The organism is Acinetobacter sp. V116_7, from assembly GCF_056735735.1.
Map to the genome: position 1 here is coordinate 1 of NZ_JBWZIF010000016.1, position 12,811 is coordinate 12,811.

The window sequence follows — 12,811 nt, forward strand, 5'->3', positions numbered from 1 at the left end:
TGGTGCGCTCAGAGAGATTCGAACTCCCGACCCCTTAGTTCGTAGCCAAGTGCTCTATCCAGCTGAGCTATGAGCGCATTAAGTAAATGGCGGTGAGAGAGGGATTCGAACCCTCGATACCAGTAATAGGTATGCTTCCTTAGCAGGGAAGTGATTTCAGCCACTCATCCACCTCACCGGAACGAGCCGCCATAATACAAACTAAAACCACATTGTTCAAGTCATCATACTGAAATTTTCTTGTTTTTTAGTTCAATGAATTATTTTTTAAGCAATTTCCTCATTATTTTCGTCTTTTTCGATCAAACGCTTGTTAAGATAGATATTATTTCTTCATCAAAATACTGTAGTGCATAACACATTATTGCAAACCTGAACGTGCAGTTCGGGTCTGCATGGCTTATGCTAAACTTATCTGCCAAGCGTGAAACAAAACGACATGACAAAAAACTGGGCTGACCCTGAAGCGAAAGCTGAAGCTGAACGTTATGACAATCCTATTCCAAGCCGTACTCTGATTTTAGATACGTTGGAGCAGTTGCAAACACCACAATCTCATGCAGAGCTTGTCGATCATTTTAATATTCATGACCAAAAAAGTATCGAAGCATTAAGTCATCGTTTAAGTGCTATGGTTCGTGATGGTCAAATCATGAAAGACGGTTTTAAATTTCAGTTGGTGGCAGATCAACCAACATATGAAGCAACTGTTTATATTAATAGTAAAGGTTTAGGTACAGCACATATTGATGGTCAAACTGATCTTTTACTTCCTGAACGTGAATTACGTTTAGTATTTAATGGTGACCGAGTTAGAGTCCGCCAGACTTCAGTAGACCGTAAAGGTAAACCTTGGGGTTTTATCACAGAAGTTTTACAACATCGCGTTAAGCAATTAATTGGTAAATTGTCAGTTCATGAGGGTGAATATTTTATTCAACCCAACAATCCCAATCAGCATCAGCCTATTCCTTTAGAAAAAGAACTCGTAAAACATGCTGAGGCGAATGTTGGCGATATGCTACGTGTTGCAATTGATAGCTATCCAACCCGTGAAGAGTTTTCAACAGCACATATTATTCAGTCTATGGCAGACAAAGCTGATACAGAAATTATCATTCCACAAACCATTCTTGAATTTGGTTTGCCATATGAATTTCCAGATCAGGTATTAAAAGAAGCAGAAAGTTTTAAAGAACCATCTGCTCAAGACCGTGAAGGTCGTATTGATTTAAGAGATTTGGCATTAGTTACAATTGATGGTGAAGACGCTCGAGATTTTGACGATGCAGTTTATGCAGAAAAACGTCCGGGTGGTGGTTACCGTGTTGTCGTCGCAATTGCAGATGTCAGCCATTATGTACGCTTAGACTCAGCCCTTAACGAAGAAGCTGAGGAACGAGGCACTTCGGTATATTTCCCACACTTCGTATTACCAATGCTACCAGAGGCTTTGTCAAACGGCTTGTGTTCTCTGAACCCTCATGTAGACCGCTTATGTATGGTCTGTGACCTTAAGCTCTCTCGTTCAGGCCGTGTAACTGGTTACGATTTTTATCCGTCAGTTATGCACTCAAAAGCACGTTTGACCTATACACAGGTAGCGCAATACTTTGAAGGCGCAACAGATGCGATTCCAAAAGATCGTGATGTTCATAAATCTTTAAATACACTTTTCCAGCTTTATCAAATTTTGAAAAACTTGCGTGCCGACCGCCATGCAATGGAATTTGAAACCATTGAAACGTACATGACTTTTGATGAGCTGGGCGGGATTAAAGAAATTTTGCCACGTACACGTAATGAAGCACATAAGCTCATTGAAGAATGTATGTTGCTTGCTAACGTTGCTGCAGCTGAATATGCATTAGAACATGATGTTCCCATGTTATACCGTGTGCATGAAGCTCCAGAGTTTTCACGTATTCAGAAAGTAAAAGACTTTGTGAAGTTGCTCGGTCTACCCTTCCCTGACCAACCAACTCAAGCAGACTATCAAAAAGTTATTGAAGCGACCAAAGACCGTATTGATGCACCAAGTATTCATGCCGTTTTATTACGCTCAATGATGCAAGCTTATTATGGCGCAAAAAATGCGGGACACTATGGTTTGGCTTATGAAGCCTATACTCATTTCACTTCGCCAATTCGTCGTTACCCAGATTTATTGTTGCACCGTGCTATTAAAGCACACTTGAAACAAAAGCCTTATCCACTCTCTGGTGCAGCGCTTGATGATGCCGGTGAACATTTTTCTCAAACTGAACGCCGTGCAGATGAAGCTTCTCGTAGCGTAACAACTTGGTTAAAGTGTCACTACATGCAACAGCATTTGGGTGACGAGTTTATTGGTATCGTAAGTGCAGTAACCGAATTTGGTTTATTCATTACACTTAAAGATCTATATGTCGATGGCATGATTCATATTAGCCAACTCGGCGATGACTTCTTTATTTATGACCAAGCGAGCCAAAATCTGGTAGGTCAAAATCGTGGTCAAGTCTTTGGTTTAGGCGATGAAGTTAAAATTCAGGTTGCTGGCGTAAATCTTGAAGAACGTAAAATTGACTTCCAGCTTCTTCAACAAGTCACGCATGCAGGAAGAGTCGTTCGTAGCCGAGCTCCACGCACAACTAAAACATCTTCACAGGCAACTGAAGAAGTTTTCAGTAAACCAACAAGTAGCGATGGCGAAAGACCTGTTCACAAAAAGAAAGAAAAAGCCAAGGCGAGTTCTTATACTAAAAAGTCTGGTAAAAAACCTTCTGCAAAAGCCGAAAGTAAACCAGAAAAAGTAAAGAAAAAGTCTAAGCCTAAAAAGAAAAAGGCCAATGCAAAATCAAAGGCTGAATAATTAAACATTAGATGTTGCCAGTCTAGAAATAAGTCCCGATTTGGGACTTCTTTCTTTTTAGAAAGCTTATTTTGCACATTAAACTTGATTTCTGGCTTGAGAGGACCTACATCTAATAACATGTTAAAAAATAATGTGGCTAACAGCAATGACTTTACAGCAAGCGACCTTACCAACCCCGCGTTTTGATGAAATTAAATTAGAAAATTTAAAACAAGACATCCAACAAGCGATTCAAGCAGGCCAAGAATTTTTAAATACACTTACCGCTGTACCTACCGATACCGCTCAACAACTTGCCGTACTTGAACAAGTCGATACACTTGAAAATAACCTTAGTGAATCATGGGGTGTTTTATCACATTTAAATGCGGTAATGAACAATGCTGAAACCAGAGAAGTCTATCAATCGTTATTGCCAGCTTTGAGTGAATATTACACTCAACTTGGTCAACACACGGCGCTCTATCAAACTTATCAGCATATCCATGATGGTCAGGGTTATACCTCTCTTAGTCCAGCCCAACAAAGTGCTATTCGACTTGCTTTACGTGATTTTAAACTTTCTGGTGTGGCTTTAGAGGGTGAAGAGAAAAAACGCTATGCAGATATTTCTGCTCGCCTTTCACAGCTTTCTTCTGATTTTTCTAACCATGTGCTTGATGCAACACAAGCATACTTTAAACCGCTTACAGAAACTGAGCTAAAAGGTCTTCCTGAAAGTAATGTTGAGTTATTAAAACAATACGGTAAACAACGTGAACTCGATCAAGCTGTAGCAACTCTAGATTTCCCAGCTTATTTTGCAATCATGACGTATGCAGATGACCGCGCTTTGCGTGAAGAGCTTTACAGAGCCTATGTTACTCGTGCATCTGATCAGTCTGAACAAACTGAGTTTGATAACAGCAAAATTATGGAAGAAATTTTAAGTCTTCGTCAGGAAATGGCGAAGCTACTTGGTTTCAATAACTACGCTGAATATTCTCTTGCAAGCAAAATGGCACCAGATGTAAAAACGGTACATGACTTTTTAGTTGATCTCGCTGAGCATGCTCGTGCCCCTGCTCTTCAAGAAGTTGCTGAACTTCAAGAGATTGCCAAGCAAGATGGTGTTGACGAACTTAAACCTTGGGATAGTACTTACTATTCTGAAAAGCTCAAACAGCAACAATTCAACTTATCGCAAGAGGCATTAAAACCGTACTTCCCTGCACCTAAAGTCATTCAAGGTTTATTCCAGATCGTGCAGCGCTTATATGGTATTAGTATCATCGAAAGACAAGCACCAGTCTGGCATCCAGATGCACGTTATTTTGAATTAGAAGACCAAGGCCAAGTGATTGGTGGCTTCTTCTTTGACATCTATGCACGTACGGGTAAACGTGGCGGTGCGTGGATGAATGGTTTCCGCTCACGCATGCAAACTGTTCATGGTTTACAAAAACCAATTTGCTACATGGTGTGTAACTTCACGCCTCCAGTAGGTGATCAGCCTGCTTTACTCACCCATGATGAAGTGATCACGTTATTCCATGAGTTTGGACATGGTTTACATCATATGCTAACCGAAGTAGATAATATTTCAGTTGCAGGAACTCATGGTGTTGCTTGGGATGCAGTAGAGCTACCAAGCCAGTTCATGGAATTCTGGTCATGGGATAAAGAAAGCCTAGATGTATTAAGTGAACACATCGATAGTAAAAAAACTTTGCCACAAGAATTACTCGATGCTTTATTAAATGCGCGATTCTTCCAGTCTGGTATGCAAACTTTACGTCAGCTTGAATTTGCATTGTTTGATTTGACTATTCACACTAAAACACCTGCTTTGAATAGTGAGCAAATTCAGCAGACCTTAGATGACATTCGTAAGCAGTATGCAGTTGTTCCTGCTGTAGATTACAACCGCTTCCAACATAGCTTCAGTCATATTTTTGCTGGTGGATATGCGGCGGGTTATTACTCTTACAAATGGGCAGAAGTTTTAGCGAGTGATGCATTTGACCGCTTTGAACATGAAGGTATTTTCAACACTCAAACTGGCAAAGAATTCCGTCAGGCAATTTTAGCAGTGGGTGGTAAAGATACTGCACTTGAAGCATTTGTGAGTTTCCGTGGCCGTGAACCTAAAATTGATGCACTGTTACGTCATCAAGGTTGGACGAATGACAGTAAAACCGCTTAAACTATGGGCCTAAATTGATCGTGTGGTTAGGGTGATAAAGATGAAAAAACGTTTCATTGCTGGGGCTAAATGTCCAAAATGTGAAGCAACAGATCGGATTGTCATGCTAACCACCGCTGAAGACGAATGGATTGAATGTATCGAATGCGGTTATAGTGAAAATCGTCCGACTCATATTGATGAGCCTGAAGCACCCGCTGTACCTGATGAAGTTGGAGTAATACAGTTCAAGCCTCGTCGTCCTGACTAAAGGTCTTAGAGATGCCACTACAAAGAAAACAAAACTCAAAACTATTGTGGATTTTAATTGGGGGCTTAAGCATTCTTGTAGTGCTTTTTTTAGCTGCACAATGGTTTTTCAAAAAAACCGAGTCATCCGCACCAATGGTTGATCCTCAACCTGTTTCGACTCCCGCTCCTGCTAAAACTACTGATCCGTTACCAAGTTCAGAGCCCGTAGCAGAAGCTGCAAGTTCACAACAGCTTGTGAATGAAGATGTACTCAAACAGCCTGTACCAGCTCAAGAGTCTTTAGCAAAAGAAGAAGTGTCTAAACTCGATGACATCCATCGCCAGCTAAAAGATCAGGAAGCAACTTTAAAAGCTCAGCATGCTGATGCTGATCAATTAACTAAACTCAAAGAAGAACAAGTTAAATTGCTTGAAGCTCAGCTCAAACAGCAATAGTTTTTCAATGGGAAATAAAAAAGCTAAAGATAGATAACTTTAGCTTTTTTATTTTAATTAATAACTCCAGCCATTGTTTTTCCTAAATTTATTGAATCTTCTTAATAAAAAAGCCCTCCATTTAGGAAGGCTTTTTATATAACTGATACTTTAATTTAAGTTAATGATACCAACCGAATAACTTAAATACATATGGTACATAAGTAACTAATACCAGTGATGAGAACAAGACAATAATTGGTAGCAACCAGCGCTCATAACGGAAGTAGAAGCTTGTATATTTCTCTTTCGCTTCAGCATCAGCAGCGTTCACTTCATCATCTCCGACAGACAACCGCGTGAGTAGATGGTTCAAGGCAACTGGTGGAGTTACATAACCAAATTCGAATGCAACCAACACAATCATCCAGAAGTGAATTGGATGAATACCATTTTCGTATGCTACAGGCGCAATGGTTGCAGCAACTAAAATTACAGCACCAAATGGATCTGTACACATACCAATAATAGCAAGTAACAGGGCAATACATGCCAGTGATATATAGATACTGCCTAAATGAGTCGGCAATAATTCAACCACTTCAGAACGTTCAATTAAACCACCAACACTTGCAGACAATGCCATCAGAATAATTAGTGCGCCAATATGGCCCACAGTTTCTGAAGTTGCAAAACGAAGCGCTCCACCAAAACCAAGACGGAATTGAGAACTATGCGGATCATGTGCACGAAGGAATGGTGATTTCTGTTCGTGTTCACGAACAATCGCCTCATGAATATTGATCGCAGGAGTTTCTTTTGTAGCGACCAATTTGTCATACAAAATCATTGCAATCAGAACTAATGGCAAAATTACTGGTGCAGTAAATTCATTCATTCCTGTGTCTAACGCATATTTATAAATAGCAAGAACAACAGCAGTGATCAGAATGTATGGAATTACAGGTACAAAGGCGCGCATCATGCCCGGGATCGCAACTTTTGGCGAATTTACACGGAACTTCTCTTCAGCCAAGAGTAATGAAACACCCAAGAAAATAAATGCTGTTAACCAAAATACATAAACACCATGGCCAAACAACTCATCGGACGTTACATGACGGCTGTCCAGCATCGCAATTAAAACGACCAGTAGACATGGACGTACCACCACACCTAAAGAGCCTGACATTGCAGATACAGCCAATGCATATTGACGGCGAGCACCCGCATTCCATACTTCTTTATAAATAATTGCACCTGCTGCAATAACGAAAATACCTGACGCGCCTGTATAAGCCGTCGGTACCGCAGCTGCAATTAGAATTAACCATGTTAAGGTTTCTGGTGCCAAGTTCCATGGGCGAAGCACATTAAGGAACAAGTCCATAACGCGTGTTTGAGTTAAAAGCATACCGGCCCAAATAAACAAGGCAAGGTTTAAGAAAATACCTGAGAACTCAACCAACAAGCCAAGGTAAATCCCTTGCCCCATTGGATAATCCATAAAGAATGTGAATACTATGCCCGTAATCAAAGCCATGTAAGCATACAAAGGTACACTTAATAAGGCTAAACCAATATTACCGCCTTCACGTTTTGCTGGTGGTGAAAAAAATAGTTGATAAAGACTAATTAAAGTCAGAACAACGAATAGAATCATCCAAATCCAGTAAATAGTTACTGTTTCATAGGTAGGTGTCACACCAGAGTTAATGACTGAACGATACTGACTAATTACAGAGAAACTGAGTAGCGCATTACCAATCACCATAAAGATTGAATAGACTTTGTAATCTATTTTTGTTGCTGGATTACGTAAGCCAATATGGTGAAATTTTAACGATGCGGTAATCGCAGAAATTAGAACCATGAAAATCAGTAAAATTGCACGGTTTTCTGTACCAAATTTAAAAATACCAAAGAAACCTGTCTCGATGGCACGGTAAGTACGCACACCAGGGTTAGCTTCGATATATTTAATTGTCTTATCATATGCCTGATATTTCTCGTCACATTGTTGCTGCGCTGCAAGAAGCGATGCACGGACATCACTTTCCGATGCTGCACCAAAGAAACTCGAAAAATCATCAGATGCATTCGCTTTCATTTGTTCTTTTACTTGAGCATCGATATTTGGATGTCGATCACAAGTCGGCTTTTCAGGTTCAGCACGCAAAAATGAATATTGCATGCCTATCGCAGGATCACCATAAAGACGCTCCCCGATACGTAATAATTGCCCGTGGATCATCTCCCCGGTACCAATGATTAGTGTCATTAATAGTAGAATGAGGATGACGAATGTTGAGATCCATTCGTTCCAGATATAACCCAACAGACCTAATCCAGATCTTTTTTCCTGATGTTCTTGCATAAATATTCCAATTTTGTTCTCTCAAAAACCTGAAAACAGGAGCTTGAGTCATGCAATTTTCTTGGTCAGGGGTTAATTCCTTCCCCCTTCTACCAATCCCTTTATTCAACGATCAAATTTGCATCAAACTTTGTTAATAAAGAATGACTAAAATCACTTTTTTAACAGTTTGTATTGTCAATATTTCTTTTTTAATCTTTGAGCAAGCCAATAGCAGCCCCCAAAGATTGCTCCACCAATTGCTCCATATAAGTGAGCTTCAGTTAAGACTGGGCTCCCTATTAACTGGGCAGTTCCTGTTTGTCCAAAAGTATTTTCCCATATCAGTTTTGCAATAATTAATCCTAAGACCAGAAAAGCAAAATTCCGTTCTTTACGATATTGCAAATAAACTAAAGCAACTGCTGTATATAGCCCATGTAAAACACCTGACAAACCAGCATATGCCTCGATATAAGGTAAATAAAAATAGAAGACCAAGCTAATAAACGGTGGCAACAGTAAAAGTAGACTTAAAAGATGCCACGCTTTGGTGTGCGGAAAGATAAACGGTAAACAGGCGAATGCCATCATGTTTAAAAGGAAATGAATCCACCCTACGTGTACCCAATGTGCAGTCCATAAACGCCAGAATTCACCAAGTAAACTTTCCCGCCAATAAATAAAAGTATCAGGAAATACTTGTAGACATGCAGATATGGAAATGCACACTGCGACCAAAAGCACTTTATTATTCAGTACATGATCTTTCATGGCACACTCCTTGAAATTAAACTTCTTACAATTATTGTAGAACTTAACAATAGACTCGCAAGAAGTTAGTCTTTCAAATATGTTTACTGTGCTGCTGGTGGCGCAGATGAATCCGCTGGAGCTTCAGATGCGGCTCCGCCATCAAATAACTCATCTAGCTCTGCTGCACCTTCGTTCTTATCATCCCAGAAATGTGACATACCATCATCTCCAGTACGCACACCTGTATGCTCAGTCCAGTAACGGTCAGAAATACCGCGTACAATCAGACCAGCCATACTATCGATTAACTTAAAGTTCGGATTAACAGGCTTATCATCAGCTTGAGAGGCAGCATAGGATCTTAATGCATCACGGATTTTTGCATCATCACCACTTGCTTGAGCAGCTACCGCATATAACGCATGAGATAAGCGAACACCTTTTTGCTCACCGATTTGCACTGATTGCTTTAATGTCTGATATGGATCAGGTTTTCCTTCATCTGCCCCAGGTAATAAAGTCCAGATAACAGCACGCGTTGCGTTAGGTGCTCCCCAGAATTTTTCATTATCAAGACAGACCATGCCACGCTCTACAATAGCAGCGATATCTTTTGGAACATTGACTGCGCCACCAGAGTTAATATCATTGGTCACAGCCTGAAGGCCACTAATCATTCCAAGTAAATAAACTGTTTGATCAGTATCACTACGCATCGTTGGACAAGAATCACCTAAATGGTATTTATATTTAGATTCCCAACGATCAGCGAACAACTTATAGCCTGTATATTGACGCTCAGCAGCAATTGCTGCCCAACGCTTTTGTGCAATACGTGCATCTTGAGCTTCAGTTACTTGCCCTGCTTTTGATGCACGCAAATAACGCAACTCCTGTTCTAATGCTTGATTTTCAGCACATACACCTGAAGCTGCATACATTAATACCGCAACACGCGTTGGATCTGCACCCATACCTTTAGTAGACATGATTGCTGGTGTTAAGGCACTACCAGTATTACAAACCATTTCAGCATCTTGCATTGCCAGAATAGGCGGAACGACGTGCTTTTCCGTAAAACCTAAAGCAACATTTGCTCCGGTTTTCACGACGTATGAACAACCTGATAAAACTGAAGCTGCAAGAAAACTCATCGCCAAACCTTGGCTTATTTTTTGGACTTTAGACATCTTCCTGTCCTCTATGTAATTTGTTTTTTCCTTTTCAGATGTACATTAGCAGATGCATATCTTGAATAAAAGAGTAATTACTCTAATTGTAGCGCTTATACTTTGACACACTTCACAGCAGATAAAATTGACAGTTTTTCAGGGAAACAGAAATTTTAGGCAAAAAAAAGTAGCATTGCGACGGTTCAGCACATGCTACTTATTAACTGAGATAAGCTTTTAACGGCTTATATTATTTTTGTTCTATATAATCCTTAAGTAAAGTTCCTGCTCTTCCTACTACCACAGCCATAACTACTGCAATTAACAGAAACATCCACATTGAAATCTCCATGAGAGACCTCCTTACTACAATCGCACCCAGTTATAAACTGGACACTTGATGAAATTAATCGACTAACCAATTTAATAATTGACTGATCGACGACCTTGCATCCTCTGTCTCTTAACTTTGTTAAAATTAACTCTGTTAAGATGTTCCCTGAGTAAAGTTCCTGCTCTTCCTATCACCACTGCCAGAATGATGGCAATGACCAAGAACGACCATGTTGGCATCTCCATTTTGAGACCTCCGACACACTTTACGTTGGTGTTTGTACTTTAACCGATCAAATAGATACCCATAGGTGAAATTGTCAGACAATTGTATTTCCTTAGCTTTTTTCTATATTTTAATTAGACAATCCTGTGCACAAGCAAAAAAATAAAGATTAAATTATTGTTTTTTATAATTTTTAAATAAATATACAAATGTAGAATTGTCTAACAATTAATGAAGTTTCTGTAGAACTTTTAACTTTTTCCAATACTGCAAAGAAAGTTGATCAAACCAGATTATGGCTACTTTCGTAGGTGCTCTCTCTAAATAAATAACCATAAATAGCTGATAATCAATTATTTTATTAATTTCTACACGGTGAATCACTTTTTTAGGAAGATAAACAACTGACCAAGATTTTTGATCTAAATACGCAATTTGAGAAATTCGTGATTGTTTTAAAAACAATAGGAAACTAATAGATAAAAGGATCAGACTAAATAGCCACCACATCGGTGATAACAGTTGATAAAGTAGGATTGCTAAACACAAGCCAATAAAAAGCTGAAATATTATCGAGAAACGACTATATTTCAGCTCAAAATTCAATTCTTTTATCAAAACAGTTTAGCCATGTACGTACTGTTTTAATTTATAAATAAATTCACGTAATTCTGTGCGTGGAGGTTCAGAAACTTCAATGAACCAATCTAGCAAATCTGGATCTTCTTGTTCCACTAATTCTGCAAATAAAGCCTTCTCTGCCGGATCCGCAGTTAGATAATAGTTTTTTACATAAGGGTCAAAATAGACGTCAATTTCTTTCAAGCCGCGGCGTGCTCGATAAACTACTTTACGTTCTTCCAAGGTCATTTCGTCAGACATTTATTTCCCCATCTGCGTTGATAGTGCGCCTAGTTTACCTGATCACATTCCAAAGATCGCTAAAAATATCAAATTGACCAAATTTATCATCTTGTCCTCATAATTGAGCATTCATCACATTGTTCGTCATGAAATGCTTCCGTATGTTTAAAGAAATAACATCACACCTGAACCAAGGAAGAAATACAAATGCAATCTGGTGCCATCCGTCCTATTCCAAATATGTTACCGAGAAAACTATTTAACGAAGAGCATGAAGCTTTCCGCGAGACAGTACGTAAATTCTATGAAAAAGAAGTCGTTCCCAATATTGAGAAATATGAAAAACAGCAACATGTTGATCGAGATCTTTGGAATAAGGCTGGAGAATTAGGTCTTCTTTGCACCACAATGCCAGAGCAATATGGTGGGTCTGGAGTAGACCGCTTATACAGTATGATCTTAATTGAAGAGCAAGCTTATGCTATGGATTCTAGTACAGGCTTTTCTTTGCATTCAGATATTGTTGCCAATTACGTAAATAACTTTGGTAATGAAGAACAAAAACAAAAGTGGTTACCAAAAATGGCAACCGGAGAAGTGGTCACGGCTATTGCCATGACTGAGCCTGGTACTGGTTCTGATTTACAAGCAGTGAGAACCACCGCTGTACTTGATGGTGATGATTATGTCATTAATGGTTCTAAAATTTTCATTACCAATGGCTACTTATGTGACATGGTCGTAGTTGTTTGTAAAACGGGTAATAACGACAAAGGTTCAGCAAACTTATCACTTATTATTGTTGAGGCAGACAGGGCTGGTTTTAGCAAAGGCAAGCCTCTGAATAAAATTGGAATGAAAGGCCAAGATACGTGCGAATTATTTTTTGATAACGTTCGTGTTCCTAAAGAAAATCTCTTAGGTATGGAAGGCATGGGCTTTATCATGCTCATGAAAGAATTGGCTTGGGAACGAATGCTAGTCGCTATTATTTGTCAGGCAGGTGCTGAAGCTGCATTTGCACATACTGTCCAATATACAAAAGACCGTAAAGCATTTGGCAAACCTGTTAGTGCATTTCAAAATACGCGTTTTAAACTTGCTGAACTGAGAACAGAAATAGATTTCTGCCGTACCTATCTAGATCGCTGTATGGAATTACAACTTGAAGAAAAATTGAGTGTGGAAGCTGCTGCAGCTGCTAAATATAAAATTTCAGATATGTTCTCAAAAGTTGTAGATGAATGTCTTCAATTACATGGTGGTTATGGTTACATGCTTGAATATCCAATTGCTCGTGCCTACATAGATCATCGAGCAAATCGAATTTATGCAGGTACCAATGAAATTATGAAAGAATTAATCTCTAGAACGCTTTAATAAATTCAATATAAAA

The 12,811-nt window shown here is 39.2% G+C and carries 10 protein-coding genes and 2 tRNA genes; 5 read left to right on the plus strand and 7 right to left on the minus strand.

What is annotated here, in order from left to right; translation table 11 throughout:
• Positions 1-77: transfer RNA gene (locus AC1PJP_RS07290), tRNA-Arg, on the minus strand.
• Between the two features lie 10 nt (positions 78-87).
• Positions 88-178: transfer RNA gene (locus AC1PJP_RS07295), tRNA-Ser, on the minus strand.
• Positions 179-439: 261 nt separating this feature from the next.
• On the opposite strand from AC1PJP_RS07295, the gene rnr reads away from it, so the two are divergent.
• The 4 genes from rnr to AC1PJP_RS07315 all read left to right on the plus strand — a co-directional run bounded on the left by rnr (position 440) and on the right by AC1PJP_RS07315 (position 5,729).
• Positions 440-2,854: a ribonuclease R gene (gene rnr / locus AC1PJP_RS07300; RefSeq protein ID WP_192836316.1), complete on the plus strand. Its 2,415-nt coding sequence runs from the start codon at positions 440-442 to the stop codon at positions 2,852-2,854.
• Positions 2,855-2,987: 133 nt separating this feature from the next.
• Positions 2,988-5,042 (plus strand): M3 family metallopeptidase, encoded by a 2,055-nt coding sequence (locus AC1PJP_RS07305; protein ID WP_479766743.1) that lies wholly within the window; start codon positions 2,988-2,990, stop codon positions 5,040-5,042.
• A gap of 40 nt (positions 5,043-5,082) precedes the next feature.
• Positions 5,083-5,292 (plus strand): YheV family putative zinc ribbon protein, encoded by a 210-nt coding sequence (locus AC1PJP_RS07310; RefSeq protein ID WP_004639498.1) that lies wholly within the window; start codon positions 5,083-5,085, stop codon positions 5,290-5,292.
• Positions 5,293-5,303: 11 nt separating this feature from the next.
• Positions 5,304-5,729 carry a hypothetical protein gene (locus AC1PJP_RS07315; protein ID WP_151823102.1) on the plus strand — a complete coding sequence of 142 codons (426 nt, stop codon included), beginning with the start codon at positions 5,304-5,306 and terminating at the stop codon, positions 5,727-5,729.
• Positions 5,730-5,889: 160 nt separating this feature from the next.
• Here AC1PJP_RS07315 and AC1PJP_RS07320 read toward each other — a convergent pair whose 3' ends face one another.
• The 5 genes from AC1PJP_RS07320 to AC1PJP_RS07340 form a co-directional block, all read right to left on the minus strand.
• Positions 5,890-8,085, minus strand: a complete 2,196-nt coding sequence (locus AC1PJP_RS07320) for a TRAP transporter large permease subunit (protein ID WP_005301316.1) — start codon at positions 8,083-8,085, stop codon at positions 5,890-5,892.
• A 177-nt stretch (positions 8,086-8,262) separates the two neighbouring features.
• Positions 8,263-8,838, minus strand: a complete 576-nt coding sequence (rrtA, locus tag AC1PJP_RS07325; RefSeq protein ID WP_004789598.1) for a rhombosortase — start codon at positions 8,836-8,838, stop codon at positions 8,263-8,265.
• Positions 8,839-8,921: 83 nt separating this feature from the next.
• Positions 8,922-10,010: a hypothetical protein gene (locus tag AC1PJP_RS07330; RefSeq protein ID WP_013196784.1), complete on the minus strand. Its 1,089-nt coding sequence runs from the start codon at positions 10,008-10,010 to the stop codon at positions 8,922-8,924.
• 769 nt (positions 10,011-10,779) lie between these two features.
• Positions 10,780-11,169 carry a hypothetical protein gene (locus AC1PJP_RS07335; protein ID WP_479766744.1) on the minus strand — a complete coding sequence of 130 codons (390 nt, stop codon included), beginning with the start codon at positions 11,167-11,169 and terminating at the stop codon, positions 10,780-10,782.
• Between the two features lie 6 nt (positions 11,170-11,175).
• The gene (locus AC1PJP_RS07340) at positions 11,176-11,433 is read right to left on the minus strand and encodes an FAD assembly factor SdhE (protein WP_479766745.1); all 258 of its coding nucleotides are present in this window, start codon (positions 11,431-11,433) and stop codon (positions 11,176-11,178) included.
• A gap of 189 nt (positions 11,434-11,622) precedes the next feature.
• Here AC1PJP_RS07340 and AC1PJP_RS07345 point away from each other — a divergent pair, with 189 nt between their 5' ends.
• Positions 11,623-12,795 (plus strand): acyl-CoA dehydrogenase family protein, encoded by a 1,173-nt coding sequence (locus AC1PJP_RS07345; protein ID WP_192835005.1) that lies wholly within the window; start codon positions 11,623-11,625, stop codon positions 12,793-12,795.
• The last annotated feature ends 16 nt before the right edge of the window (positions 12,796-12,811 follow it).

What these genes read in the sequence shown, in the direction of transcription:
- AC1PJP_RS07310 (WP_004639498.1), top strand. Translation starts at nt 5,083, where the DNA reads ATGAAAAAACGTTTCATTGCTGGGGCTAAATGTCCAAAATGTGAAGCA.
- AC1PJP_RS07315 (WP_151823102.1), top strand. Translation starts at nt 5,304, where the DNA reads ATGCCACTACAAAGAAAACAAAACTCAAAACTATTGTGGATTTTAATT.
- AC1PJP_RS07345 (WP_192835005.1), top strand. Translation starts at nt 11,623, where the DNA reads ATGCAATCTGGTGCCATCCGTCCTATTCCAAATATGTTACCGAGAAAA.
- rrtA (WP_004789598.1), bottom strand. Translation starts at nt 8,838, where the DNA reads ATGAAAGATCATGTACTGAATAATAAAGTGCTTTTGGTCGCAGTGTGC.
- AC1PJP_RS07340 (WP_479766745.1), bottom strand. Translation starts at nt 11,433, where the DNA reads ATGTCTGACGAAATGACCTTGGAAGAACGTAAAGTAGTTTATCGAGCA.
- AC1PJP_RS07330 (WP_013196784.1), bottom strand. Translation starts at nt 10,010, where the DNA reads ATGTCTAAAGTCCAAAAAATAAGCCAAGGTTTGGCGATGAGTTTTCTT.
- AC1PJP_RS07305 (WP_479766743.1), top strand. Translation starts at nt 2,988, where the DNA reads ATGTGGCTAACAGCAATGACTTTACAGCAAGCGACCTTACCAACCCCG.
- AC1PJP_RS07320 (WP_005301316.1), bottom strand. Translation starts at nt 8,085, where the DNA reads ATGCAAGAACATCAGGAAAAAAGATCTGGATTAGGTCTGTTGGGTTAT.
- rnr (WP_192836316.1), top strand. Translation starts at nt 440, where the DNA reads ATGACAAAAAACTGGGCTGACCCTGAAGCGAAAGCTGAAGCTGAACGT.